Consider the following 26,161-nt stretch of genomic DNA (forward strand, 5'->3'; position numbering starts at 1 on the left):
GCCGGGCGCGCCATGCCCGTCTTCCGCCGGGCTGCACGCGGCCTCGCCGAGAGGGCAAATGGAGCGCCCGGGTCTGACGGCCCGGCGGCAGAACTGGCACGAGCGGAAAGCGGTCTGGCTGCGCTGGCCGGGCTCGCTCCGTCCGGCGTCCTGCTGCGGCGGCTCGATCGCGCGGGCCCCCTCGTCGCTGCCCTCGAATCGCCCCCAGCCCTCGACGATCCGTCCTGGGCCGCGCTGCTTGATGCCGTAACGGTGCAGGAAACCCGCCTGTTCCGCGCCGCGCCGCAGCTCCTGACCCTCGCAGCCCTGATGCCCGTCCTTCCCGCGCAGGGGAGGCGGCTCCGCCTTCTCTCGGCCGGCTGCGCCTCGGGCGAGGAGGCCTGGAGCCTCGCCGTGCTCGCCGGTGCCGGGAAGATCCCGGCCGAGGTGCTGGGCATCGATCTCTGTCGCCCCGCCCTCGCCACCGCCGCTGCCGGCCGCTACGCCGCCGGGCCGCCGGATGCACTGCGCGAGGTCCCGCCCGCTCTCCAAACCCAATTCGACCGCGAGGGCGGCTGGGTGCTGCCTCGCCCGCCCGTGCCGCCCACCTTCCGCCGCGCCAACCTGCTCGATTTGCCACCGGATCTTGGCATGTTCGGCGCAGTCCTGTGCCGGAACGTCCTCATCTACCTTCTTCCGGAAGCACGGTCCGCGGTCCTTCACGGCCTGGTGGGGCTTCTGCCCCAGGGTGGCGCGCTACTGCTCGGCCCGACCGACGTTCCCGACACCGATCTGCCCCTGGCGCCCGAACCCGGCACGCATGGCGTCTGGAGACGTCTGTGAACGCGGCCGGGATCACAGCGGGCATCACTGCCCATCGCCTGCCGGAGGGCGCCTCCGCCATCGCCACGCCCGTGCTGCGTCCGCTGCCGGGCGGGCGCGGGCGGCTTTATGTCGGGCTGATCGGTGGCGCTGCGTTGCCGGCTTGGGTGCTGCCGGGCGCCAAACAGCCGGCGGGCGCCTGGGCGCTGGTGCCGGGTCCGGAGGGTGCCCTGCTGCTCGGCGGCGACTCCCTCATCGCGGATCCGCCACCTGACGCCGAGCTGGTAGAGCTGCCGCGTTTGGCGCCGGTTGCTGGTGGACGTGTCCGCTCAGCCTCGTCCGGCCCGGTCGAGCCGACGGAACCCGTGACGCAGCTCATGCGGGGCGGGTTCCGCCTTGCCCTGGTCGGCGGCGCGATCGAACTGCCCTCCGACGCCCTCGATCGCCTCTTGCCCATGCCGCCCCTCCACCTCTTCCCAGAGCCCCCCGACGGCGTGTCCGGCATGGCCTGGACCACGGCCGGCCCTGTGCTGGTCATCGACGCCGCGCAGTTCGGGGCGGAGACGGGAGAGGCGCCGCTTCTCGCGGTGGTCCTCGTTGCCGGCCGGCGGATTGGCCTGCCCTGCCGGGGCGCGGCGCCTGTGGCCACGACGCCGGAGCTGCCGGCACCGCTCCTCCAACCGGCCCTTCTCTCGGCGGCGCCGCGGGCCGTGCCGCCCCCGATCGAAAGGGCCGTCCCCACCCGTCCCCTCCTGCTCGCCCACGCCAGCGCCGCGGACTTCGCGCTCGAGCTCGAGGACGTGGCCGCCATTCTGCCTCCACAGGTCCCGCGCAACCGCAGCGGCGGCGCCGTGGCCGGTATCACGGCGCATCGGGGCGATGTGCTTCCGGTGCTGGATGGCGGGATGAGGCTGGGCCGCGCGCCGGTTCTGGCAGGCGGGGCGGCTGTGCCGATGCTGCGCCTCCAGGGGCCGCGGCCGGCGGCGCTGGCCGTCACTTCCGTGCTCGGTCTGCGGGCGGTTCCCGAGGCGGACATCGCCCCGGTGGCCGGTGACGGGTTGGTCGGCGCGATGCTGCGGCTGGACGGCACGGTGCTGCCCGTTCTTCGCGCGCGGGCCCTGCTGGCGCCACTTCTCACGCCGCTGGCCGTGGCGGCGGCCGCTGGGAACCGGCTCCCGGGGGCGGCGGCGCCATGATCCGCGCCCTCGTGGTGGATGATTCCGGCTTCATGCGGATGGCCCTGCGCCGGATCATCGAGGCCGATGGCGACCTGCAGGTCGTCGGCGAGGCGAGTGGGGGCGAGGCGGGGGTGGAGCTCGCCGCCCGCCTTCAGCCGGATGTGGTGACCATGGACCTGGAGATGCCCGGGCTGGACGGCATCGCCGCGACCCGCCGCTTGGCCGCACTGCCGAACCCGCCCGCGGTGGTGGTGGTGAGCCAGCATACCCAGGACGGCTCGGACAGCGCGCTGGCGGCACTGGCAGCCGGGGCGGCGGATGTGCTTTGGAAGGGCTCGGCCCTTGGCGGCCTCGATCTCGGCCAGATCGACCGGGAATTGCGCCCGCGGCTGCGCCACTGGGCCGGCCAGCGGGTGCGTGTGCCGGCTGCGATACCCCGCCAGCCGCCAACACCATCGCTCACGCTTCGCGCGCATCCCCGGGCATCGGCCGGTTGCGACATCCTCGTCCTCGCCGCCTCTACGGGCGGGCCGGATGCGCTGGCGACGCTGTTCGCGGCCTCCGGAGCGCTGCCGGTGCCCTGCGTCGTGGCGCAGCACATGCCGGCCGATCTCGGGCCCGATTTCGTCCGGCATCTCGCCAGCCGCGGCGGGGTGCCGGTGGTGCTGGGCGGCCATGGCGCTGCGCTGCGGCCGGGAGAAGTCGTGGTGATCCCTGGCGGCACGGACGGGCATCTCGCGCGCGCCGTCGGGGGGCAAGGAGGCTTCGTGCTGCGGCTGGGCCGGGAGGAGGGCGTGGTGCATCCCTCCGCCGACATGCTCTTCCGCTCGGCCGCCCTGGTGGCGCAGCGTGCGGTCGGCGTCGTGCTCACCGGCATGGGGCGCGACGGCGTCGTCGGGGCGGCCGCGATGGGGGAGAGGGGCATGGCCGTACTGGCGCAATCGCCCGAGAGCTGCGTGGTGGCCGGCATGCCCGGTGCGGTGATCGGCGCCGGGCTGGCGACCGGAGTGGGCGATCCCGTCGCGCTGGGCATGCGCCTGCGGGCCCTGACGGCGGCCCGTGCCGCCCTGGAACCGGGCGCGGCATGAGCGCGCCGCTCGACCCGGAGCTGCTGGCGCTCTTCCTCCCGGAATGGGAAGCCGCTGCGGCGGCCCTGGCAGCGGCCGGGGAGGAGGCGGCGCAGCGGCGAGCGCTCGACTCGCTGCGCGGACTGGCTGGGGGTGCGGAGATCGGATCGTTGCGGGAAGCCCTGCGAGCGCTGGACCCCCTGCCTGAGCCTTTCGATCCCGCCGGGGCAGCGGCCGGCCTGCTTGCCCATGCCCGCGCTGTGGTCGCCGCCGGAACAGACCTGCCTTTCGAGGCCGCGCCGATGACACCGGAACTCGCCCGGGGCGAGGACGGCGGTCAGGTTGCTACGCCCGTGCGTACCCTGGTGGTGGATGACAGCGCGATGATGCGCCGCCTGGTGCGGGAGAGCCTTCTTCCTGATCCCGACTTTCTCGTGGTGGCGGAAGCCGCTGATGGCGGGGAGGCGCTTTCGCGCATTGCGGACGACAACCCGGGGCTGATCCTGCTCGATATCGAGATGCCTGTGCTGGACGGGCTGGGCGTGCTGCGCGACTGGGCTCTGCGCGGAAGCGGGGCGGTGGTGGTGGTGTCCTCCGCCGCCGTGCCAGGGGGCGAGGTGTCGGTGGAGGCTCGTCGGCTCGGCGCCAGCGCCGTGGTGGGGAAGCCCTCCGGCGCCTTCTCACCCGATCTTGGCGAGCGCCAAGGTGAGGCCATTCGCCGCGCCGCCCGCCGCGCGGTCGGGCTGTCCGAACGGCCGGAGGGCGCGCCGTGATCGAGGACGACGCCCTCTGGGAAGGCTTCGCCGTCGAGAGCGAGGAGCATCTCGACACCATCGAGCGCCTTCTCTCCGCCCCGGTGGAAGGGGACGGGGTGAACACGCTGTTCCGTGCCTTCCACAGCCTAAAAGGTATGGCCTCCGTGCTCGGCGCCGGCGGGATGCGCGACCTCGCCCATGGCTGCGAGGACCTGCTCGGCCTTGCGCGCAGCGGAAAGCTTTCCGTAGCGGGCGGGGTGGTGGACGGGCTGACGGCGGCTGTGGATTCGCTCCGCACCCTCCGCGCCCAGGTGCTGGAGACCCATCGGGACGCGCCGGCCGATGCCGCGCTGCTGCGCCGGATCGGCGCTTTGGTGGACGGGACAGCGGCCCCTGTGACCGCCAGAGCACCCGCGGCCGCGCAACTGTCCGCGTCCGGCGCCGATCCGCTGCTCGGCGCTTTCGCCTCCCGCTGCGCCGCCGCCGCGCCGGCCCTGGCCGACCTGACCGCCGGACGCCCCGCAAGGACACTGACCGAAGCAGCCGATCTCGCCGCTGCGGCCCGGAGCATCCGCCTGCCCGGCTTGGCGGAGGCGTTGGATGCTCTCGTTCAGGCCGCCGCTACCCCGGCCGCATTGCCCGCCCTCGGCCGCCTGCGCCGCCGCCTGACTCTTCTCGCCCTGCGCGCGGGGGAGGCAGCGGGTGCCGACCGAATTCCCCGTGCGGCGAGGGGCGCGGTGGATATTGCCGCCCTCGCCGCCGCGGCGGACCAGCTCGCCGATCCACCGGGCGGGCATTCCGCCCTTGTCGCCGCGGCGCGGGACGGTGCCGCCGCCGCCTGCGCGCTGGGCCAGGATGTGCTGGAGCGGAGCTTGCTTGCCCTCGAGGACCTGGCCGACCGCGCCGGCGACCCGGATGCAGCTGCCATTCTCGGCGTTCGCGGCCCCACCCTGGCCGAGGCCATCCGCCACACGACCCAGGGCAGCGCGGCGGCGATCGTTGGCGCGGAGAGCGATTCGCGCATCCCCGCCAGCTTCCTGCCGCTGCTGAGCGAGACAGCCCGGCTGCGCGCCGCGACCGCCCTCGATGCTGGCGCCCGGCTCTATGTCGCGCGCCTCGCCATGGGCCAGAGGGGCGCGGGTGGGGAGGAGCTGGAAGCGGCGATCGCCGATGCTCTGCGGCCGGAGGCCGACATTCTCGGCAGCCGCACCCTGCCCGGGGCGAGTCCGCCTCTGCTGGAATTGCTCCTGGCCAGCGCAGCCGATCTGGACACGCTGTCCCGCGCAGCGACCGCCGCCGATCCTTCCCGCCGCGTCCTTCTCTCCCTTTCCGCCGCCGAGGAGGAGGCGTCCCACGCCCCTGCGACCGCGGGCGGCGCCACCATGCGCGTGCGGCAGGAGACGATCGACGGGCTGATCTCCCTCGAATCCGAAGTGCGCTCCGCCTCCCTCGCCCTGGCAGAAGCGCTACGCGAGAGCGCCCCGCGCGCGGCGATCGCCCGCCTCTCGGTCATTGCCGGCAAGCTGGACGGCTCGACCGGGCGGGAACTGACCGAGCTTTCAGACCGCCTGCGCGGCTTCGAGGATGCGCTGGAAGAGGCGGAGAGCCGCCTGTCCTTCTCCCTCCGCCGGTTAGACGAGGCGGTGATGGAGCTCCGCGTCGTCCCCATCGGCACCCTGTTTGCCCGCCTTCCTCGCGTCGCCCGCGCGGTTGCCGAGCCTGCGGGCAAGGTGGTGGAGGTGTTGTTGGAGGGCCAGGAGGTGGCGATCGACCGGTCGCTGGTCGAGACCCTGGCCGACCCGCTGCTGCATCTGGTCCGCAACGCGGTGGACCACGGTATCGAGGGGCCAGAGGAGCGGCAGGCTGCCGGCAAGCCGGCGCGCGCCATGCTGCGCATCTCCGCTGCCCGCCGAACCGGGGTGATCCGCGTGCGCGTCTCGGATGATGGGCGCGGCATCCATCACGGCCGCGTTCTCGCCCGCGCCGTGGAGCGCGGGCTGGTCTCGCCGGAGGAGGCGCGGTCGCTTCCGCCTGCTGGGATCGAGGCTCTGCTCTTTCGCCCCGGCTTTTCCACCGCGACCACCATCACCGAGACGTCCGGCCGCGGTGTCGGGCTGGACGTGGTGCAGGAGGCGGTGCGGCGGGCCGGCGGCACGCTGGAGGTGGCGAGCACCCCTGGCCGCGGCACCAGCTTCACCCTGCGCCTGCCACTGACCGCCGCCACCCAGGCTGTGCTGCTCTTCGAGGTGGGTGGCCACCCCTATGCCATCCCGACCAACCGGGTAGAGGCGGTGCTGGAGGGCGCAGGGGACGGACGCTCTGTGCTGGCGCTCGCGCCGCTGCTCGGCCTGCTGGAAACGCCGCCCGGCGCGGTCGTGGTGGCCCGCTCCGCCGCGGGGCCGCTCGCGCTCGGTGTGGACAAGGTGCAGCGCCGCACGGACATCTTGCTGCGGCCCCTGCACCCCGCTCTCGCCCGCCTGCCCGGGGTTGGCGGCGTCGGCGTGCTCGGCAATGGCGAGCCGGTGCTGCTGCTAGAGCCCGACGGGCTTTCTGACGAGGGCTGAAGCAACTTGCGAGCCCGGGATCCCGATTAAAGCGCCAAGGCGAGCGGTGCTTCGAGGTCTCACAGCTTCTAGGTGCTTGCCTTCTCTGAAAATTTGCGGGGCTAGGAGGTGGCCGCCGGCATGCATGCCAGGCGATCCGCCAAGCAATCCATCCCAATATTGGCTGACGAGGCCGCCGCCGGAGCGTGGCGCCAGCGACGCACCACCCAAGTAAACAGAGAACCAGCCTTATTGATGATGGCGCGGATCGCGAAACCGTGACTTCTGTACGGAATGGTTACCTGAAGGGGTGATCCCGGAATGCCTGTCCGACTCTGCCGCCTTGCAGCGGCTATCCGGGCGCATGAGGGGGCGGGAAGCCGCCTCCGTAGTGCGACCACCAATGACAATGCCAGTCCCGTTCCCTTAGCAGGTCAGGGCGCCGCAGCGCCCGAACCGCTTTGGGAGGGGCCGGGAGACATCCTTGCCCTCGGCGTGCAGGACGGACGGCATGGGCTTGGGGCGGTGCGCGCAGCTCTGGCGACGCAGTCCGCAGGTAGCCTCGCCGGGGACATGATAACGCTGCAGCAGCTCCTCGCTCATTACGGCGTGTGGATGGGCTTCGAAGGCCGCCCGCAGCGGATCCGGGCGGGCAAGCTGCGCTGGCTTCCGGCGCTGGTCGGGCCGGAGGGCACGGTGCCTGGCCTCGACCGGAACGGCGTGGCGCGTGTGGAGTACCGGCTGGACCTGAAGCGGATCGCGCGCGAGGCGCAGCGGCTGACAGCTGATGCGACCATTCTGCTGAATGGCCGTCCCGCCGCAACCCTTGAGGATCTCTCAATCGCCTTCCGCCCGGTCCCCAAGCCGGCCGGCCGCGCCTCTGCGCGCAGCCAGCCCCGGGTCGCCAGGACTGCTTCCAAGAAGGACGCTGCCCTCAGGTCCGGCGCACCGCGAGCAGGGTGATGTCGTCATTCTGCGGCGCGCCCGCCACATAGGCGGCAACGGCGTCCAGGACAGCCCCGACCACCAGGGGTGGTGATGCCGTGCCGACATTGCCAAGCGCCTCGGCCAGACGGTCCCGGCCGAAGAACCCGTCCCGTCCGTCCTCCGCCTCGCTGACGCCGTCCGAGAACAGGAACAGCGCCTCCCCCGGCTCCAGGGAGAGCGGGTCCGAGCGGTAGGGATACTCCTCCATGGCGCCCAGGGGCGGCTGGCGGGAGAGGCCCGTCATGGCCCGCGCACCGGCGCCGGAGAGGATGAAGGGCGGCTCGTGCCCGGCCAGCGCGATTCGGCCGGTGCCGGTGCTGGCATCGATCACCGCCAGCACCACCGTCACGAAGGTCTCGCTCTCGTTCTCGCGCGAAAGGTCCTCGTTGGCGCGGGAGAGGATCTCGGCCGGATCCGGCACGGCGCCTCCGGCGGCGAGGAAGGCAGCGGCCGCGCGCATCAGCCCGAGGCTCCGCGCCATCGTCAGCCCGGCCGGCGCGCCCTTGCCCGCGACATCGGCGACCGTGGCCAGCAACAGGCCGGGCCCGAGCCGGACCGCGTCATACAGGTCCCCGCCCACCTGCCGCGCCGGGATCATCGCCGCGTGCAGGGAAAAGCCCGGGGGGGCGATGCTGACGAAATCGCGCGGCACGAGGGCGAGCTGGGCGGCGCGGGCGCTCTCCAGCTCCGCTTCCAACGCGGCCAGGCGCTGGTCGGCGAGGTCGCGCAGCCGCTTCTTCTCCAGCACGGCGCCGAGGCGGGCGCGCAGCAGCGGCGGGTCAAAGCTCTTGGGCAGGTAGTCCTCGGCGCCGAGCTCGATGCAGCGCACCACCTTCTCCATTTCCGTCAGCGCCGAAATGACAATGACGGGGGGCGCCGCGCCACGGGCGTGCAATGCCTCCAGCACGCCGATGCCGTCGAGGCGCGGCATCTCGAGGTCCAGCAGCACCACGTCGAAGCCGCCGCGCTCGATGGCGGCGAGCCCCTCGACGCCGTCCAACGCCTCGGTGATGCGAGTATAGCCCAGCTCGGCGAGGCGCTTCTTCAGGACCAGGCGGTTGAAGGAGGAATCCTCGACGACGAGGATCGAGACGCCCGCATCCACGCCCGTGTGTGCGCTCATGCGGAGGCACCTGGATCGGCGACGGCGAGGCTTTCCACCACGCGGCGCGTGTCGCTCGCCAGGCGCGAGAGGTCGATCATGGTTACGGTGATCTCCTCGGCCGCGGTCGCATTCGACTGGCCGATCCGGTTGAGGGTGGCGACGCGTTCCCCGAGCCCGCCGATGGTGGCCTGCTGCTGCTCCATCGCCACCGCGATGGCGCCGGCCAGCCGCGCGCTCTCGGCGACCATGTGCTCCAGCCCGTCCATCGCCTCGCCCACGGCGGCTGCGGTGCCGCTGCCTTCTCGCGCGCGGCGGCCGGCGATGAGGACGACCTCGGCGATCTCGGCGGCCAGGTTCTCGGTGGAGGCGGCGAGAGCCCGCACCTCCTCGGCCACGACGGAAAGGCCGCGGCCGTGCTCGCCCGCCCGCGCGGCCTCGATCGCCGCGTTGATCGCCAGGATGTTCGTCTGGGTGGCGACCTTGCCGATCGTAGCGGCGATTCGCGTCACGCGCTCGGTGTCCTCGCCGACCGCGTCCACCAGACCGATCAGTGTGGCCACCTTCGCCAGGTTCTCCGTCACGACCGCCTTTGCCCGCTCTGCCTGATCACGCGCCTCGGCGGTGGAGCGGGAGACATCGGTGATGGCGTCGGTGGTCTGGGCCAGGGCTTCCGTCGTCTGGCGTAGTTCGGAGAGCTGGGTGAGGGCGCCGTCGCTCACCTGGCCGATGGCATCCGAGGCCTGGGTGGTTGCCACCGCGGTCCGGCGGGCATTCTCGAGCGCCTGATCCGTCAGTGCGCGGGCGGCGAGAAGGCTGTCCTTGAAGACGAGCACCGCGCGCGACATTTCGCCCACCTGATCGGTCCGTCCAGCCTCCGGCACCTCGGTGTCGAGGCGCCCGGAGGAGAGATGCGCCATGCTGCTCGCGAGCCGGCCGACCGGCCGTGCGATGAGCCGCAGCAGCACGAACAGAATGAGGGCGCAGCCGAGCAGCCCGGCGAGCCCGGCGCCCCAAACGATCTGCCGCGCGCCCTCGCTCAGCCGGCGTGCCTGATCCAGCGTTTCCGCGTTGTGTCGCTGCACCACGCGCCGTGAGGCGATGATCAGGTTGTTGAAGGAGGATTGGACGTCCAGCCACTCCTCCTGCAGGGCCGGGAACTCAGCACGGCGGCCAGCCGTGAAGGTTTCCTGGATCTGTTCGGTGAGCGGGACCATCCGCTGCGCCATGTCCCGTGCGCCGGCAAGAAGAATGGAATCGACCTCCGGGCCGAGCCGCCGGTCCACCTCGGCGAAGGCCTCGCGCACGATGGCGCCGCCGCGGCCCATGCGGGAGGCGGCGGGGCGGGGCTGCAGCACGCCCGCCACCACGCTCGCCATACCCGAGGAGAAGTCGGCCACCGCGGCGGCGAAGCGATCCACCGCCGCATCCGCCTGCTGGTCCGGCCCGGCCATGCGCTCGATAATGGCGATCTGCCGCTCGCTCAGCATCAGCGCGGTGCCCGTGAGCAGTCCGACGACGACAAGCATGAGAAGCGCGATCAGCGCCGCCCGGGTGCCGATCCGCCCGAGAAAGGCAAGCCTTCGCGGCGGGGCAGCGGGCGGCCGCGGCGAGTCCTGGCGGGTGGTGGTGCCGCCCGCCGCCAGATCGCCGGGCGATGGGGCGGGTTGGGCGGTGTCCATGGGCGCGCAGGCTACGCCCCGCGGCGGCAGGCGAACAAGTCGCCTGGGAAACGTCTCGTCCGCGCCTGCGACCGCGACAGATCCAGCGGAGGTTCTGACGGGCCTGTGCGCCGGGGTGCGATTGCCCTCCGCCCAGCCTGCGGCGATGCTGCGCCTCGCCTTCCGGGGGCCCGCGCGGGCGCCACAAGGACGGCGACCGGAGGATGCGATGCCCGAATACCCGTTCAACGCCGGCGATCTCGAGGCCCTTCGCGCCTGGGACACGCCCACGATCTGCAACGCGCTGGAGATGGTCGCCCCCCATCGGCGCGGGCACGGCTTCACCCTGCGCCAGCTCGTCCCGGCCTCCACCAGCCTGCCGCCGATCTGCGGCCTGGCGCGCACCGGCACGATCCGCGCCGCCGCCCCGTCGGGCCGCGCCAAGGAGGTGGACCGCGCTGCCCGTATTGGCTGGTACGAGTATGTGGGCGAGGCCGCGCTGCCGACTGTGGTGGTGTTGCAGGACCTGGACGACACCCCCGGCACCGGCGCCTTTTGGGGCGAGGTGAACACCAATGTTCACAAGGCTCTGGGCTCGCAGGGCTGCGTCACCAACGGCTCGATCCGCGACCTCGACATGATCGCGCAGGGCTTCCAGCTGATCGCCGGCAGTGTGAATCCGTCCCACGCCTATGTGCATATCGTGCAGTACGGGCAGGAGGTCTCGGTCCATGGCATGGCCTGCCACCACGACGCCGTGGTGCATGCGGACCGGCACGGCGCCGTGGTGATCCCGCATGACGCGGTGACGAAGATCCCTGCCGCGATCGAGCTGCTGTCGCGCCGCGAGAAGGTCATTCTCGACCTCTGCGCCTCCCGCGATTTCACGGTGGCGGCATTGCGGGAGGCCCTGGCCCAGGCGGACGAGATCCATTGAGCGAGGCGTCTACCCGCGCACTGACCCTCACCCCCGCCGCCTCCAGGCTGATGGAGGCGGTTCATGGCGGGGATATCTATGCGGGCTTCTCGCCGATCCGCGCGCTCGACCTGCAGGGATGGAACGGTATTCATCCCGCGCTTGGGCGCGTGGTCGCGGAGGTGCGCCCGGCGCTCGCCTTCGACATCGGGGTCTGGAAGGGGCAGTCGGTGGCGAGCCTTTCGACCGCCATGGGCAATGCGCGGCCGGATTCGGCGCTGCTGGCGATCGACACGTTCCTCGGCAGCCCCGAGCACTGGGACCGGGAGCGGGCGGACCGGATCATGGACAGCCTCGGCCTCGTCCATGGCTGGCCGAGCCTGTACTGGCAGTTCCTCTCCAACATGGTCCTGAGCGGCCATGCGGAGCGCGTGGTGCCGCTGCCGCAGACGAGCGAGAACGCGGCGGTGATCCTGGCCAGACTGCGCTTGCGGCCGGAGCTGATCCACATCGACGCAGCCCATGAGTACGAACCGGTGAAGCGCGACATCGCGCGCTACTGGTCGCTTCTGAAGCCCGGCGGGATCATGATCGGGGACGATTATCCCTGGCCCGGCGTGAAGCAGGCGGCAGATGAGTTCGCGGCGGAGAAGGGCATTCCGCTCGAAGTCGAGAACCCGAAATGGATTCTGCGTAAGCCAGTATGACCCGGTCAGTGCTCGCCCGCGTCCGCCCGGAATGGGTGGACCATTACGGCCACATGAACCTCGCGCCCTATGTCGCCGTGTTCGACATGGCAACCGACGCGCTGTGGCCCACCCTCGGATTGGGAGAGGGGTTCCGCGCGCGAGGCCTCGGCACCTTCGCTGCCGAGAACTGGGTGGCCTATCAGCGGGAGGTGCGGCTCAACGATCCGCTCGCCGCGGAAAGCGAGGTGCTGGAACATGATGCCAAGCGCCTGCTGGTCCGCCACCGCTTGTTCCACGCAGAGGACGGCTTCGAGAGCGCGCGCTGCGAGCTGCTGTTCCTCTGCGTCGATCTCGAGGTGAGGAAGGTCTGTCCCTGGCCAAGCGACGTTCTGGCCGCTTTCACCGCTGCGCCAATTGGCCCACCAGCGGAACGGCTTGTGCTGCGGCGCAATAAGGGCAGCTAGCGCCCGATCAGGCGGCAATCTGCACGCGGCTTGGGCGGGATTTGCCCGCTACCGGGCGATCGTATCCGATATCCGGGTTGACGTTACCTCCGGCGAAGGGGAACCATCCGCCCCCACGGAGGAACCCGATGAACATTGCGACCAAGCCCTTCCCGGGCTCCGATGGTGCAGCCCCCGCCGGTATGGCGCCGGAGGAATGGGCCATCCGCTGCGACCTCGCCGCGCTCTACCGGCTGATCGCGCACCACAAGATGACCGACTTCATCTACACCCATATTTCCGCCCGCATCCCGGGGCCGGAGCACCACTTTCTCATCAACCGCTACGGCGTGCTGTTCCACGACATGCGCGCGAGCGACCTGGTGAAGATCGACCTCGACGGCAACGTGCTGGACGGCGAGCCGGCTTCCCGCCGCGTCAACGCCGCCGGCTTCACCATCCACTCCGCCATCCACATGGCGCGGGAGGACCTGAGCTGCGTGGTGCACACCCACACCGCGGCGGGCATCGCCGTTTCCGCGCAGAAGCACGGGCTGTTGCCGATCAGCCAGCACGCGCTGAAGTTCTACGGCCACCTCTCCTACCACGGGTATGAAGGGGTCGCGTTGGATCTGGACGAGCGCGACCGGCTGATCGCCGACCTCGGCCCGGTCAACAAGGCGATGATCCTGCTGAACCACGGGCTTCTGGTCGGCGGCCGCACGATCCCCGAGGCATGGAACCAGATCTACTATCTTGAGCGCGCCTGCCAGGCGCAGGTGGCGGCGCTGTCCGGCGGCGCCGAACTTGTCCTCCCGCCCGAGGAGGTGCGGCTGAAGACTGCCGCACAGTTCAATGGCCCACACACACTCACCCACGCCCAGTTCGCCTGGGAATCCGCCCTGCCGATGATCGAGGGCCAGGGCGTGGATTACCGGTCTTGAGCGAGCCTCTTCTTCTCTCCGGCGGCCGCATCTTCCGCGGCCTTGCCGGCGGATTCGCGGACGCCGTGCTGATCGTCGATGGACGCGTCGCCGCTGTCGGCACGGTGGATGAGGTGGAGGGCGCGGCCCCCGCCGGCGTGAAGCGCCTGGAGCTCGGCGGGCGGGTGGCGATCCCGGCCTTCAACGAGGCCCATATGCACCTGCTGCCCTATGGCCTCGGCCTGAGCCAGGTGAACCTGCGCGCGGAGCAGGTGACGACGCTCGACGAGGTGCTCAAGCGCGTCGGCGATGCGGCGAAGCAGGCGCCGAAGGGGGCTTGGGTGCTCGGCCGCGGCTACGACCACGGCGCGCTGGATGTGGGGCGCCACCCCACCGCCGCCGAGCTCGACAGCGTCTCGCCCGACAACCCCGTCTATATCGTGCGGACCTGCGGCCATATGGGCGTGGCGAACAGTGCCGCCATGAAGGCCGCGGGCATCGGTCACAACACGCCGGATCCCGAGGGCGGCGCCATCGAGCGCAGGAACGGGGCGCTGACCGGGTTGTTCCTGGAGCGCGCGAAGCGGCTGGTGGTGGATGCGATCCCGCTGCCCTCGGAGGACCGGATGGTCGCCGCGATCGAAGCCGCCGGGCGCGACCTGGCCGCGCGCGGCTTCGCCACTGCGTCCGACATGAATGTCGGCATGGTTGCCGGGCTGAACGAGATCACCGCCTACCGCCGCGCGCTGTCCGAAGGGCGGCTGATGCAGCGCATGTGGCAGGTGCTGGCGGGCAATCCCGAGGGGATCGCCGAGGCCGCCTGGAACGAGGGGCTGCGCCCCGACCACACGGACGACATGCTCGCCTGGGGCGCGGTGAAGGTGTTCGGCGACGGTTCCGCCGGCGGGCTGACGGCCGCCTTCTTCGACCCGTATCTGGAGAGTGCCGGCGGCGGCACGGGGATGTTCATGTTCCCCGACGAGACGATGAATCGCCTGCTCGCGCTCTATCATCGCCAGGGCTGGCAGCTCGACATCCACGCCATCGGTGATGCCGCGATCGAGCAGGTTCTTGTTGGCATGGAGAAGGCGGGGGAGGGGGATGCGCCGCTTGCCGGCCGCCGCCACCGGATCGAGCATTGCGGCTTCCTTAATGCCGGCCAGCGCGCGCGGATGAAGGCCAACGGCATCATCCCCGTGCCGCAGCCGGTGTTCATGTACGAGTTCGGCGATCTCTACGTGAAGAACCTCGGGCTGGAGCGCTCGGAAGTCGCCTATCCGATGAAGACCTGGCTGGATGAGGGCCACCACCCCGCGGCCTCCTCGGACAGCCCGGTCTCCTCAGTCGATCCTTTCATCAACCTGTTCACCATGCTCACCCGCAAGACGAACAAGGGCACGGTGCTTGGGGCAAGCGAGGTGCTGACGGCCGAGGAAGCCGTGCATTGCTACACCTGGTGCGGTGCCTACTCTCAATTCGCGGAGGACCGACGCGGCACGCTGGAAGTGGGCATGCTGGCCGATGTCGCCGTGCTGTCGCGCGACATTTTCACCATCTCTCCGGAGGAGGTGCTGACCACCGAGGCCGACCTCACGCTGCGCGGTGGCGAGGTTATCTTCGACCGGCACGACGCCCTGCGCGCCCCGGCGGCAGACGTGCTGCGCACGCCGGCAGCCTGACCGTATGGGCCGCCACGCCGTCCAACGCCTGCTGATGGCCATCCCCGTGCTGTTCGGGGTAGTGCTCGTCGGCTTTCTGCTGATGCAGGTCGTGCCGAACGACCCCGCCTTGGTGCGCGCCGGCCCTTCCGCCACGCCCGAGGTGATCGAGGCGATCCGGCATGATATGGGCCTGAACCGGCCGCTCTATGAGCAGTTCGGCCTGTATCTCTGGCGCCTCGTCCATGGCGATCTCGGCGTTTCCATCATCAACAACGTGCCGGTCATCCAGGAGCTGGGGAACACGGTCGGCCCGACGCTGGAGCTAATGTTCGCCAGCCTGATCTGGTCCATCCCCATCGGCATCGCCATGGGAACAGCCGGCGCTTACTGGCGTGGCAAGCTGGTGGATCGGGTGATCACGGCGCTCGCGGTGGCGGGCGGCTCCATCCCCGTGTTCTTCCTTGGCCTCGTGCTGATCTGGTATGTCGGCTTCAAGCTGCAGCTGCTGCCCTTCACCGGCCGCGCCGGGCCGCTCTGGAGCGAGGAGGGGCTGCAGGCGATCATCCTGCCGGCCCTTGCCCTGGGCGGCAGCTTCATCGGCCCCGTCGCGCGTATGACCCGCACGGCGGTGCTGGACGTGCTGGGCGTGGAGCATGTGCGCACCGCCCGCGCGAAGGGCCTCGGTGAGTACCGCGTCGTCACCCGCCACGCGCTGCGCAACGCGATGATCCCCGTCGTCACGCTCATCGGCCTGCAGATCGGCTTTCTGCTCGGCGGCGCGGTGGTGACGGAGACGGTCTTCTCCTGGCCCGGCGTCGGGCGGCTCGCGGTCGGTTCCATCCTTTCGGCCGACTTCCCGATGGCCCAGGGCACGATCATCGTCCTCTCGCTGGGCTTCATCATCATCAACCTGGTGGTGGACGTGCTCTACGCCGCCCTCGATCCCCGGATGCGGACCTGATGAGCACGACGATCGACAGCCCCGTCGTGCAGGAAGCAGCTCCCCCGAAGCGCCCGGGCACCCTGGCGCGGCTGCTACGGGAACCGGCGGCCGCCTTTGCACTGGTCCTTGTGGTGCTGGTGCTCGGCGCGGCGCTGTTAGCCCCCGTGCTCTCGCCCACCGATCCCTATGACAACGACCTGTCGCTCGCCATGCAGCCGCCCGGCTCGCCCGGGCTGTGGCTGGGCGCCGATGCGCAGGGGCGGAACCTTGTCACTCGCGTGCTCTACGGGCTGCGAATCACGCTGCTGATGGGCCTTGCTTCCGTGGTGCTCGGCGGCGGCGTCGGAGCGCTGGTCGGCTTCACCGCGGCGTTCTACCGCCGGGTAGATGGGCTGTTGATGCGGCTGATGGACGTTATGTTGTCCTTCCCCGCCATCCTGTTCGGCCTGGCGCTGGCTGCGATCTTTGGGCCGGGGATCCCCGCCGTGGTTCTGGCGCTCGCGGTGGCCACCGTGCCGCTGATGGCGCGCATCGTGCGCGGCTCCGCGCTGGCCGTGATGGGGCTGGACTACATCGAGGCGGCGCGCGCCACAGGCATGTCGGACAAACGCATCATCCTGCGCCATGTGGCTCCCAACTGCCTCTCCTCCATCTTCGTGTTCGCTACGCTGCGCTTTGGGCAGGTGATCCTGCTCGGCTCCGCACTCTCCTTCCTCGGTCTCGGTGCGCAACCGCCGACGCCGGAGCTGGGCGCGATGGCGAGCGACGGGCGCAATTTCCTGTTCTTTGCGCCGCATATCGCGGTGATCCCGTGCGTCGCCATCTTCGCGGTGGTGCTCGCCTTCAACGTGCTGGGCGATGCGCTGCGCGACGCGCTCGATCCCCGGCTTCGTACATGACGCGCAACAGAGGGGGTTTCACGATGAAGAAGTGGCTACTCACGGGCATGCTGGCGCTCGGCGCTGCGGCACCCGTGGCCGATGCGCTGGCCCAGGCCGCCCCGCGCAACACCCTCGTCGTGCTGCGCGAGATCGACGCGGACAACTACGACCCCCCGCGCTCGACGGCCCGCGGCGCCGGCGAAATCGTCTACATGATGAGCGACACGCTCGTCTCCCTCGACTGGGACCAAAAGACGGTCCGCCCGGGCCTGGCAGAATCCTGGACCGTGTCCGAGGACGGCAAGACCTACACCTTCCGGCTGCGCCGCGACGTCACCTTCTGCGACGGCAAGCCCTTCACCGCGCGCGATGTCGCCTACACCATCAAGCGCTGGATCGACCCCGCCACCCGCTCCCCCGTGCGTTGGCGCGCCGGCCCCGTCGATGATGTCGTCGCCATCGACGACTACACGGTCGAGTACCGGCTGAAGGAGCCGTATGGCGAGCTGCTCTATCAGCTCACCCTGTTCTTCGCCTCCATCGTGGATCAGGCGACGGTGGAGCGGCTGGGCGCCAACCATGGCGTGCAGGGCTTCAACGGCACCGGCCCGTATTGCTGGGGCTCCTGGTCCCCGCGCCAGGACTTTGTGCTGACGCGCCACCCGAACTACCGCTGGGGCCCGCCGATCTACCAGAACCCCGCGCCGCAGGTGGAACGCGTGATCTGGCGCGTCATCCCCGAAGCAAACACACGCCTCGCTGCCCTGCAATCCGGCCAGGGTGATGTGACGCAGTATATCCCGCAGTTCGCGATTGCCGGGCTGCGCAACGTGCCGACCGTGCGCCTGACCCGCCAGGAGAACTACTTCTGGGACTTCTTCATGGGCTTCAAGGTGGACAAGCCGGTGGTGAACGACCCGGCCATCCGCCGCGCCGTCAACCTGGCCGTGAACCGCACCGCGGTGGTCCAGGCGACTTTCTTCGGCGCCGCCGACCCGGCCGATGCCTATCTGAACCCGCGGACCGTCGGCTACGACGCCGAGGCCGCGCGCCTGGTGCCGCAGTTCAACGCCGACGAGGCGCGCCGTGTGCTCGACGGGGCCGGCTGGGTGCCGGGGCCGGATGGCGTGCGCGTGAAGAATGGCGAGCGCGCCTCCTTCCTCCTTTACGGGCTGCAGACCTCCGAATGGCGGCGCATGGGCGAGGCGATGCAGGCGGATCTCCGCCGCGTCGGCATCGAGATGCGCATCCAGCTCTGGGACGCGACCGTGGGCTGGGGCAAGCTGGCGACGCAGGAGTTCGACGCCTTCCTGATGTCCTACCCGTACATCTCCGCCACCGATGGCTTCTCGCTGTACTTTGACAGCACCAACCGCCCGACGCCGAACCGGATGAACTGGAACGACCCGGAAACTGACCGCCTGCTCCGCATCGCCAAGACCGGCCTGAGCGAGGCCGAGCGCACCCAGGCCATCGGTGAGGCGCAGCGCCGCATCGTGCAGGCCAATGTTTGGCTGCCGATCGCGCGTGAGCAGCTCTGGATGGCCGCCTCTCAGCGCACCGAGGGCGTCCGCCCGCACGGCATCTACGGTGTCGGGCTCTACAAGGGCCTCGACATCCGCCTGACGCGGTAAGCCCATCCGGGTGGCCGCATCCCGCGGCCACCCGCCATTCTTGCCCGGGGACGTCCCATGACCACCACCGTCATCCGCAATGCCGACTGCGTCGTCGCCTGGGACGCCTCGGCGCAGCGCCACGTCTACATGAACGACGCCGATGTCGCCTTTCAGGGCGGCACGCTCACCTTTGTCGGCCGCGGCTATACCGGCCCGGCTGAGGAAGAGATCGCCGGCCGCGGGCTGATGGTGATGCCGGGGCTGGTGAACATCCACTCGCACCCGTCGAGCGAGCCGATGAACAAGGGGCTGCTGGATGAGATCGGCTCGCCCGGTCTCTATAACTCCTCGCTCTACGAGTTCATGCCGATTTTCCGTGCGGATTCCGAAGCGGTGCCGAGCTGCGTGCGCGTGGCGCTAAGTGAGCTGCTGCTCTCCGGCGTGACCACGGTCGCCGACCTCTCCATGGCGCATCCGGGCTGGCTGGACCTGCTGGCGGAATCCGGCATGCGCGTCTGCATCGCGCCCATGTTCAAGTCGGCGCGTTGGTTCACCAAGAACGGCCATGTCGTGGAATACGAGTGGGACGAGGCCGCCGGCGAGAAGGCGATGGCCGAGGCGCTGCAGCTGATCGACCGCGCCGAGCAGCACGAGAGCGGCCGCCTGTTCGGCATGGTCGTCCCCGCCCAGATCGACACCTGCGCCCCCGGCCTGCTGCGCGAGAGCAGCCAGGAAGCCCAGGCGCGCGGCCTGTCCTGGCAGATCCACGCCGCGCAGTCGGTGGTGGAGTTCCACGAGATCACCCGCCGCCACGGCGTCACCCCGATCGGCTGGCTCGACAGCATGGGGCTGCTGAACGACCGCGCCATCATCGGCCACGGCATCTTCCTCGACGACCACCCCTCCACCCGCTGGCACACCGAGACCGACCTGGACCGGCTGGCCGAGACGGGCACCACCGTTGCCCATTGCCCCACCGTCTTCGCGCGGCGCGGCATCACCATGAAGAACTTCGGCCGCTACAAGCGCCGCGGCGTGAACATGGGCCTCGGCACCGACACCTACCCGCACAACATGCTCGATGAGATGCGCCTCGTCGGCTATCTCGCCCGCACCCAGGCGACCGACCCGCGCGCCGTGACCACCACCGAGATCTTCGATGCCGCCACAATTGGCGGCGCAAAGGCGCTCGGGCGCGACGATATCGGCCGCCTCGCCGCCGGCTGCCGCGCCGATATCGTGCTGGTGAATGCCGAGCACCCGCAGATGCGCCCGGGCCGCGATCCGATGCGCAGCCTGGTCTTCGCTGCCGGGGACCGCGCCCTGCGCGACGTCTATGTCGACGGCCAGCGCGTGGTGAAGGACGGCAAGGTGCTGACCATGGATTACGAGCAGGCGGCGGCCCACTTGCACGAGGCGCAGAAGCGCGTGCTGGACAACGCGCCCGGCCAGGACTGGGCGCATCGCCCGGTGGAGAAGATCAGCCCCCCGAGCTTCCCGTGGGCCTGAGCGACGACGCGCTCCTCCGGATCGAGGACCTCCGCACCGTCTTCCGCAGCAGCAATGGCGACATCGCGGCGGTGGACGGCATCACGCTGGACGTGCCCCGCGGCAAGACGCTGGGCATCGTCGGCGAGAGCGGCTGCGGGAAATCCATGCTCTCCCTGTCCGTGATGCGGCTGGTGCCGCGCCCCGGCCGGGTCTCGCAGGGGCGCGTGATGATGGAGGGGCGCGATCTCGCCTCGCTCTCGCCCGCCGAGATGCGCGCGGTGCGCGGCGCCGGGATCGCCATGATCTTCCAGGAGCCGATGACCTCGCTGAACCCGGTGCACAGCGTCGGGGACCAGCTCACCGAGGCAATGCGCGCGCACGACACAAAGGCGAGCGACGCCGCGCTGCGCGACCGCGCCATCGAGGCGCTGCGCCGCGTCCGCATCCCCTCGCCGGAGCGGCGCTTCGCGGAGTACCCGCACCAGCTCTCGGGCGGCATGCGCCAGCGCGTGATGATCGCCATGGCGCTCGCCTGCTCCCCGCGCCTGCTGATCGCGGACGAGCCCACGACGGCGCTGGACGTGACGGTGCAGGCCCAGATCCTGGACCTGCTGCGGGACCTGCAGCAGGAGACGGGGATGTCCGTCATCCTCATCACCCACGATCTCGGCGTGGTCGCGGAAATGGCGAATGAGGTCGCCGTGATGTATGCCGGCCGCGTGGTGGAGCGTGGCACCGCGAAGGACATCTTCGAGGACCCGCAGCACCCCTACACCATCGGGCTTCTCGGCAGCATCCCGCGCATCGAGGAGGATCGCGAGCGCCTGCTCTCCATCGAGGGCAGCGTGCCGCCCCCCTTCGCCTTTCCCAAAGGCTGCCGCTTCAACCCGCGCTGCCCCTTCGCCATCCGCGCCTGCACGGAGATCGACCCGCCCTTGCGCGAACTCTCGCCCGGCCACAGCGCCGCCTGCATCCGCGCGCCCGTCGAGCTCGCCGTGGACATCGCGGCATGAAGGAATCCCCGCTTCTCGAGGCCGTCGGCATCGCCAAGCACTACCCCGTCAAGAAGGGTCTGGTCTTCGCGCGCCAGGTCGGCGCCGTGCGCGCGGTGGATGGCGTCTCCTTCGCCCTGCATCGCGGCGAGACACTGGCGCTGGTGGGGGAGAGCGGCTGCGGCAAATCCACCACCGCGCGCCTTGCCATGCGGTTGATCGAGCCCTCCGCCGGTGACGTCCTCTTCAAGGGCGAGAACGTCACGGCCCTCGGCGGCGCGAAGCTGCGCGCCCTGCGCCGGCACCTGCAGATCGTCTTCCAGGACCCCTATGCGAGCCTCAACCCGCGGCTGACGGTGGCGGACGCCATCTCCGAGCCGATGACGGTGCACAACATCGGCACCCCGGCCTCGCGCCGCGAGCGGGTGCAGGAGCTGCTGCGCCTCACCGGCCTGCGCGCCTTCCACGCCGACCGCTACCCGCATGAATTCTCCGGCGGACAGCGCCAGCGCATCGGCATCGCCCGAGCGCTGGCGGTGGAGCCGGAGGTGATGGTGCTGGACGAGCCGGTTTCCGCGCTCGACGTTTCGATCCAGGCGCAGGTGGTGAACCTATTGGGCGACCTGCAGCAGCGGCTCGGCCTGTCCTACCTGTTCATCGCGCATGACCTGGCCGTGGTGAAGCACGTCGCCGACCGCGTGGCGGTGATGTATCTCGGCCGCATCGTGGAGGTGGCTGACAAGCACGAGCTCTTCTCCAACCCGCGCCACCCCTATACCCGCGCCCTCCTCGCCGCGATCCCGCGCCCCGATCCCTCCCGCCGCGGCAAGGTCACGCCTCTTGGCGGCGACCTGCCCAGCCCGCTTGCCATCCCGCCGGGCTGCCGCTTCCACACGCGCTGCCCGCTCGCCCAGCCTATCTGCCGCGAGCAGGATCCGCCGCTGCGGGAAATCTCCCCCGGCCACACCAGCGCCTGCCACTTCGCCGAGGACCTGCCCCGCTTCGACGCCGAGGTCGCGGGCGGCATCGCGCCGGTCGCGGCCCGCCGCCTCGCCGCCTATGCGACGGCCCTCGCTGCGCGCACGGCACCGGCCCCGCTGCCGGAAAGAGTCCCGACCGCCTGAGCATGGTTGCCGGCCACGGGGCCGCGACGCAGGATGCGCCCCAAGGAAACGGGAAACGCCTGCATGATCGTCTCACTCCTGGCGCCACGCCTGATCCTCTCGGGCGGCGGCGCGGTGTCCAAGGTGGCGGAGGTGCTGGCGCAGCTCGGCCTCTCCCGCCCGCTGGTCGTCACCGATCCCTGGATGGCGTCCTCCGGCACGGTCGAGCGCTGCCTCGCCCCGCTGCGCGCGGCCGGCATCGCTGCCGCCGTCTTTCACGAGACCGTCCCGGACCCGACCGACACGGTGGTGGAGGCCGGCGTGCAGGCCTTCCGCGCCGGCGACTACGACTGCCTGATCGGCTTCGGCGGCGGCAGCCCGATGGACACCGCCAAGGCCATCGCCATCCTCGCCGCGGCACCGGAGGGCGCGCATATCCGCGCCTTCAAGGTGCCCGCCCAGGCGAATGATGGCGCGGTGCCCATCATCTGCATTCCAACCACCGCCGGCACGGGCAGCGAGGCCACACGCTTTACCGTCATCACCGACACGGCCAATGACGAGAAGATGCTGATCGCAGGCCTCGGTGCCCTCCCGCTCGCGGCCATCGTGGATCACCAGCTCACCTGGACCGTGCCCCCGCGCACGGTCGCGGATACCGGCATCGACAGCCTGACCCATGCCCTGGAAGCCTTCGTCAGCAAGAAGGCCAATGCCTTCAGCGACGATTACGCGCGCCTGGCCATGCGCCTGATCGCCCCCAACCTCCGCCGCGCCCATGCCGATGCATCAAATGGCGGCGTCGGCGCGCGGGATGAGGAGGCGCGGGAGGCAATGATGCGCGGAGCCATGCTGGCCGGCCTCGCCTTCTCCAACGCTTCTGTCGCGCTGGTGCATGGCATGTCCCGCCCGATCGGGGCGCATTTTCATGTGCCGCACGGCCTGTCCAATGCCATGCTGCTGCCTGCCGTCACTCGCTTCGGCCTGCAATCGGCGCTGCCGCGCTACGCCGAGGCCGCGCGCGTGATGGGCGTGGCCGGGGAAGGGGAGGGGGATCAGTCCGCCGCCGTCCGCCTAGTGGAGGAATTGGAAGCCTTGAACCGCGACCTCGCCGTGCCGACCCCGGCCTCCCACGGCATCCCCGCCGATCGCTGGGATGGGTTGCTGGAGACCATGGCGGCCCAGGCCCTCGCCTCGGGCAGCCCTGCCAACAATCCGCGCGTGCCGGATGCGTCGGAGATCGTGAACCTGTACCGTGAAGCCTATGCCTGACACCCATATGGCGTCCGACGTCGCCATCCTCCTCCGCGGCGTCGCGTCCGGTGACAGCGGAGCGCTGCGCCGCCTCTACGACGCCCAGGCCTCGCGCCTCTTCGGCATCGCGTTGGCTATCCTGCGGGATCGCGACGCGGCAGCGGATGCGCTGCATGACTCGATGCTGAAGATCGCCTCCCGTGCCGGCCAGTTCGACCCCGCGCGCGGGGAGAGCACCTCGTGGCTCGGCGCGATCGTCCGCAACGCCGCCCTGGACCTCGCCCGCGCCCGTGGACGCGAGGTACTGACCGATGACCCCGCCCTGGGCGACGCCCCAGTGGCGGCGGAGGCGCTGGACCGGCTGGCCGAGGCGCAAGAGAGCAGCCGCCTGCGGGACTGCCTCGCCGAACTTGAGACGCGCAACCGTGAGGGCATCCTGCTCGCCTTCGTGCACGGCCTGTCCCACGCCCAGATCGCCGCGCGCCTGGAGATTCCCCTGGGCACCGTAAAGGCCTGGATCCGGCGCGGGCTGATGCGGCTGAAGGGGTGTCTCGCATGATCCCCTCCGACCCCGAGCTGCTGGATGCCCTGGCCGCCGAGCATGTTCTCGGCACGCTTGAGGCGCGCGAGGCCGGCGAGGTCACGCGCGCTCTTCCCACCAATTCCAGCCTGCGGGACGCGGTAGAGGCCTGGGAAGCCCGGCTGGCGCCGCTTTCCGAGCTTGCCCCGCCCGTGACTCCGCCTCCGGATCTGTGGTCGCGGATCGAGGCCTCCCTTGCCCGACGTTCCACCGCGGCGGTGGTGCCACTGCGCGCCGCCCGGTTCTGGAAGCCCCTCGCCCTTGGCTCCTCGGCCATCGCAGCCGGGCTTGCTGCTTTCCTCTTCTTCCGCCCAGCCGAGCCGGCGCGGATGATGACTGTCCTCCTTACCAGCCGCGACCAGCCGGCCTGGGTGGTGGAAGCCGAGGGTGGCGGGCTGCGCTTGGCCAGCCTGAACCCCCGCCCGGTGGAACCCGGCCGGGTGCAGCAGCTCTGGGCCCTGCCGCCCGGCGCCACGGCGCCGATCTCGCTCGGCTTGATCCCAGAGGGCGGGCAGGCCAGCGTCGCGCCCGGTCTCGTGCGGCCTGAACCGGGGATGCTGATCGAGATCAGCCTGGAACCGCCGGGTGGATCGCCCACGGGCCGGCCGACCGGGCCGATCCTGTTCATCGGGCGTCTGGCACCCGTCCGGGGGTCATGAGCCCAGGAGCATCTGATAAGCCTCACAGGTCCGTGATGGGCGGACATGCGTCTGGTGGAAGGCGCATCCCGTAGCGCGTTGGCAGGGCACAGCGCCCGCCAACGATACGGAGAGACGCATGACCCGTTCCATTCGCCGGCTGGCCCTTGCTGGTGCTGCCCTGATCGGCCTGTCCGGCATGGCCGAGGCCGCGACGATCCTCGGCCTTACCGCCGACGGCCAACTCGTCCGTTTCGACAGCGAGACTCGCCGTGCCTCGCCCGCGATGCGGGTGCGTGGCGCCGAGGGAACGCTGCTCGGCATCGATGTGCGCCCCGCCGATGGCAAGCTTTATGGCGTGACCGATTCCGGGCAGATCGTCACGATCGACCCGTCCACCGCAATGGCCACCCGGGTGAGCCAGCTCAACGAGCGCTTCGAGTCCGGCGGTCGCGCTGTGGTGGACTTCAACCCCGTTGCTGACCGGCTGCGGCTGATGGGCACCTCCGGCACCAACTTCCGCGTCAACGTCGAGAACGGACAAGTGGTCCGTGACGGGCAGTTGAAGTACCAGGCCGGCACGCCGCTGGCCGATACGATGCCGCGCATCAGCGCCGGCGCCTACACCAACAGCATGGCCGGCGCGACCGCGACGATGCTGTTGACGATCGACGCCGTGCTCGGCCAACTCAACCTGCAGGCGCCGCCGAATGACGGCGTGCAGCAGATGCGCGGGCGCATCGGCACCGGCATTCCCGCCACGTCCGCCTTTGACATTCTTTCTGAGGGCACGACCAACACCGCCTATCTGCTCGTGGGCGGCATCCTGCACACGCTGAACCTGGAGAACGGCACGCCGACGCCGCTCGGCCCGGTCGCCGGCACCGCCGAGGTGATCGACATCGCCGTGATGCGCTGATCCAGGCGACGGGGGGGGGCAAGTCGCCCCCCGGTTCGGGTCAGCCGCCGCTGACCTGCCAGGGCGCGGTGTCCCAGCGATGCCGCAGCTCCACCAGATCCTGGGCGGCCAGCGCTGTCCAGGCCGTGCCGTCCAGAAAGACGGGCAGGATGCCCCGCGCTTCCGCCTGGGCCAGGTATTCCGGATCGGCCGCGGCAGCCTGCAGCGCGCGGGTGATGCTTGCAGTCGGCTGAGCACCGATCCCGACAGGGGCCACGATTCCTCGCCGCAGCGCGGCCTCGATCGGGATGTCGACTTCCCGCAGGGTGGGCACATCGGGAAGCTGCGGGTTGCGCACCGCCGATGCCACGCCCAGCACGGTAATCTTGCCCTCCCGCAACGCCGCCACTGCCTCGGGCACCGTCAGCAAAGCCGCCGCAACATTGCCCGAAGCCGCGGCCTGACGTGCCGCTGCGGCCGACGGGAAATGCAGCTGCTCCATCGGCAGCGCCTGGGCCAGCTCGGCGGCCGCAATGGCGGCGGCGCTGACCGGAGGCGGCAAGCCGATGGGCCGGCTGCCACCCTGGGCCCGCAGCGCCTCCAACTCCGTGCCCGGAGGGGCGATGAGGGCCACCGGCTCCTCCGTCACGGCGCCGAGCAAGGCGAGGCGGCTGAGCAGAGGGGTCGCGTTCCGCTCCACCGCCCGCGCCACGAGGAAGGGCGTGATACCGATGGCCAGAAGCGATCCGTCCGTCGGTCCGTCCGCCAGGTCCCGCATCACCGCCAGGCCACCCTCGCCGACGCGGTTCACCACAGAGACCTGCACCTGCTTCATGTGCCGCTCGAGGAAGGGCGCGAAACCGCGCACCCAGAGATCCGTCCCGCTGCCCCCCGCCGCGCCGACCAGCAGCGTGACCGCGCGCGGCCGGGTGTTGGGCGAAACATAGGGGATGGCCATCTGCGCCCGCGCGCCCCGGGCCGCCGCGGCAGCCAGGAGCGATGCCCCGAGAAGGGCGCGGCGCGTGGTCACCCCCGCCTC

The 26,161-nt window shown here is 70.8% G+C and carries 24 protein-coding genes; 21 read left to right on the forward strand and 3 right to left on the reverse strand.

Annotation, left to right across the window (positions count from 1 at the left end; translation table 11 throughout):
* Positions 1 to 12 precede the first annotated feature (12 nt).
* From ACVBD7_RS03620 to ACVBD7_RS03645, 6 genes are all read left to right on the forward strand, one after another.
* Entirely contained in the window at positions 13 to 822 is an 810-nt protein-coding gene (locus tag ACVBD7_RS03620; protein ID WP_458096137.1) for a CheR family methyltransferase, read from the forward strand.
* Entirely contained in the window at positions 819 to 1,997 is a 1,179-nt protein-coding gene (locus tag ACVBD7_RS03625) for a chemotaxis protein CheW (protein ID WP_458096138.1), read from the forward strand. Before ACVBD7_RS03620 ends, ACVBD7_RS03625 begins: the two co-directional genes overlap by 4 nt.
* Positions 1,994 to 3,067: a chemotaxis protein CheB gene (locus tag ACVBD7_RS03630; RefSeq protein ID WP_458096139.1), complete on the forward strand. Its 1,074-nt coding sequence runs from the start codon at positions 1,994 to 1,996 to the stop codon at positions 3,065 to 3,067. Before ACVBD7_RS03625 ends, ACVBD7_RS03630 begins: the two co-directional genes overlap by 4 nt.
* Positions 3,064 to 3,819 (forward strand): response regulator, encoded by a 756-nt coding sequence (locus ACVBD7_RS03635; protein ID WP_458096140.1) that lies wholly within the window; start codon positions 3,064 to 3,066, stop codon positions 3,817 to 3,819. The genes ACVBD7_RS03630 and ACVBD7_RS03635 overlap by 4 nt, the downstream gene beginning before the upstream one ends.
* Positions 3,816 to 6,365, forward strand: coding sequence for an ATP-binding protein (locus ACVBD7_RS03640; RefSeq protein WP_458096141.1), 2,550 nt, complete (start codon positions 3,816 to 3,818; stop codon positions 6,363 to 6,365). Before ACVBD7_RS03635 ends, ACVBD7_RS03640 begins: the two co-directional genes overlap by 4 nt.
* 300 nt (positions 6,366 to 6,665) lie before the next feature.
* Positions 6,666 to 7,307 carry a hypothetical protein gene (locus ACVBD7_RS03645; protein ID WP_458096142.1) on the forward strand — a complete coding sequence of 214 codons (642 nt, stop codon included), beginning with the start codon at positions 6,666 to 6,668 and terminating at the stop codon, positions 7,305 to 7,307.
* On the opposite strand, the gene ACVBD7_RS03650 is transcribed toward ACVBD7_RS03645, so the two are convergent.
* Both ACVBD7_RS03650 and ACVBD7_RS03655 read right to left on the reverse strand, forming a co-directional pair.
* Positions 7,279 to 8,454 carry a SpoIIE family protein phosphatase gene (locus ACVBD7_RS03650; protein ID WP_458096143.1) on the reverse strand — a complete coding sequence of 392 codons (1,176 nt, stop codon included), beginning with the start codon at positions 8,452 to 8,454 and terminating at the stop codon, positions 7,279 to 7,281. The genes ACVBD7_RS03645 and ACVBD7_RS03650 overlap by 29 nt on opposite strands.
* Positions 8,451 to 10,115 (reverse strand): methyl-accepting chemotaxis protein, encoded by a 1,665-nt coding sequence (locus ACVBD7_RS03655; protein WP_458096144.1) that lies wholly within the window; start codon positions 10,113 to 10,115, stop codon positions 8,451 to 8,453. The genes ACVBD7_RS03650 and ACVBD7_RS03655 overlap by 4 nt, the downstream gene beginning before the upstream one ends.
* Before the next feature lie 208 nt (positions 10,116 to 10,323).
* Between ACVBD7_RS03655 and ACVBD7_RS03660 the strand changes: the two genes are divergently transcribed.
* The 15 genes from ACVBD7_RS03660 to ACVBD7_RS03730 all read left to right on the forward strand — a co-directional run bounded on the left by ACVBD7_RS03660 (position 10,324) and on the right by ACVBD7_RS03730 (position 25,143).
* Positions 10,324 to 11,031 (forward strand): RraA family protein, encoded by a 708-nt coding sequence (locus ACVBD7_RS03660; protein WP_458096145.1) that lies wholly within the window; start codon positions 10,324 to 10,326, stop codon positions 11,029 to 11,031.
* Positions 11,028 to 11,717 carry a class I SAM-dependent methyltransferase gene (locus ACVBD7_RS03665; protein WP_458096146.1) on the forward strand — a complete coding sequence of 230 codons (690 nt, stop codon included), beginning with the start codon at positions 11,028 to 11,030 and terminating at the stop codon, positions 11,715 to 11,717. The genes ACVBD7_RS03660 and ACVBD7_RS03665 overlap by 4 nt, the downstream gene beginning before the upstream one ends.
* Positions 11,714 to 12,163: a thioesterase family protein gene (locus ACVBD7_RS03670; RefSeq protein WP_458096147.1), complete on the forward strand. Its 450-nt coding sequence runs from the start codon at positions 11,714 to 11,716 to the stop codon at positions 12,161 to 12,163. The genes ACVBD7_RS03665 and ACVBD7_RS03670 overlap by 4 nt, the downstream gene beginning before the upstream one ends.
* Before the next feature lie 128 nt (positions 12,164 to 12,291).
* Positions 12,292 to 13,086: a class II aldolase/adducin family protein gene (locus tag ACVBD7_RS03675; RefSeq protein WP_458096148.1), complete on the forward strand. Its 795-nt coding sequence runs from the start codon at positions 12,292 to 12,294 to the stop codon at positions 13,084 to 13,086.
* Entirely contained in the window at positions 13,083 to 14,744 is a 1,662-nt protein-coding gene (locus tag ACVBD7_RS03680) for an amidohydrolase (RefSeq protein ID WP_458096149.1), read from the forward strand. Before ACVBD7_RS03675 ends, ACVBD7_RS03680 begins: the two co-directional genes overlap by 4 nt.
* A gap of 4 nt (positions 14,745 to 14,748) precedes the next feature.
* Complete coding sequence (locus ACVBD7_RS03685) at positions 14,749 to 15,687, forward strand: ABC transporter permease (protein WP_458096150.1); 939 nt, start codon at positions 14,749 to 14,751, stop codon at positions 15,685 to 15,687.
* Positions 15,687 to 16,568 (forward strand): ABC transporter permease, encoded by an 882-nt coding sequence (locus tag ACVBD7_RS03690; protein ID WP_458096151.1) that lies wholly within the window; start codon positions 15,687 to 15,689, stop codon positions 16,566 to 16,568. Before ACVBD7_RS03685 ends, ACVBD7_RS03690 begins: the two co-directional genes overlap by 1 nt.
* Positions 16,569 to 16,591: 23 nt before the next feature.
* A complete protein-coding gene (locus ACVBD7_RS03695) occupies positions 16,592 to 18,184 on the forward strand; it encodes an ABC transporter substrate-binding protein (protein WP_458096152.1) in 1,593 nt (530 codons plus the stop codon).
* Positions 18,185 to 18,241: 57 nt separating this feature from the next.
* Complete coding sequence (locus ACVBD7_RS03700) at positions 18,242 to 19,675, forward strand: amidohydrolase family protein (protein WP_458096153.1); 1,434 nt, start codon at positions 18,242 to 18,244, stop codon at positions 19,673 to 19,675.
* A complete protein-coding gene (locus ACVBD7_RS03705; protein ID WP_458097631.1) occupies positions 19,672 to 20,670 on the forward strand; it encodes an ABC transporter ATP-binding protein in 999 nt (332 codons plus the stop codon). Before ACVBD7_RS03700 ends, ACVBD7_RS03705 begins: the two co-directional genes overlap by 4 nt.
* Entirely contained in the window at positions 20,667 to 21,773 is a 1,107-nt protein-coding gene (locus ACVBD7_RS03710; protein WP_458096154.1) for an ABC transporter ATP-binding protein, read from the forward strand. The genes ACVBD7_RS03705 and ACVBD7_RS03710 overlap by 4 nt, the downstream gene beginning before the upstream one ends.
* A 63-nt stretch (positions 21,774 to 21,836) precedes the next feature.
* Complete coding sequence (locus ACVBD7_RS03715; protein ID WP_458096155.1) at positions 21,837 to 23,024, forward strand: iron-containing alcohol dehydrogenase; 1,188 nt, start codon at positions 21,837 to 21,839, stop codon at positions 23,022 to 23,024.
* 7 nt (positions 23,025 to 23,031) lie between these two features.
* A complete protein-coding gene (locus ACVBD7_RS03720) occupies positions 23,032 to 23,565 on the forward strand; it encodes a sigma-70 family RNA polymerase sigma factor (RefSeq protein WP_458096156.1) in 534 nt (177 codons plus the stop codon).
* Positions 23,562 to 24,245, forward strand: coding sequence for an anti-sigma factor (locus tag ACVBD7_RS03725; RefSeq protein ID WP_458096157.1), 684 nt, complete (start codon positions 23,562 to 23,564; stop codon positions 24,243 to 24,245). Before ACVBD7_RS03720 ends, ACVBD7_RS03725 begins: the two co-directional genes overlap by 4 nt.
* A 118-nt stretch (positions 24,246 to 24,363) precedes the next feature.
* Positions 24,364 to 25,143 (forward strand): DUF4394 domain-containing protein, encoded by a 780-nt coding sequence (locus ACVBD7_RS03730; RefSeq protein WP_458096158.1) that lies wholly within the window; start codon positions 24,364 to 24,366, stop codon positions 25,141 to 25,143.
* Between the two features lie 40 nt (positions 25,144 to 25,183).
* Here ACVBD7_RS03730 and ACVBD7_RS03735 read toward each other — a convergent pair whose 3' ends face one another.
* Positions 25,184 to 26,152 (reverse strand): tripartite tricarboxylate transporter substrate-binding protein, encoded by a 969-nt coding sequence (locus ACVBD7_RS03735; RefSeq protein ID WP_458096159.1) that lies wholly within the window; start codon positions 26,150 to 26,152, stop codon positions 25,184 to 25,186.
* Between the last annotated feature and the right edge of the window lie 9 nt (positions 26,153 to 26,161).

The organism is Roseomonas sp. WA12, from assembly GCF_054165765.1.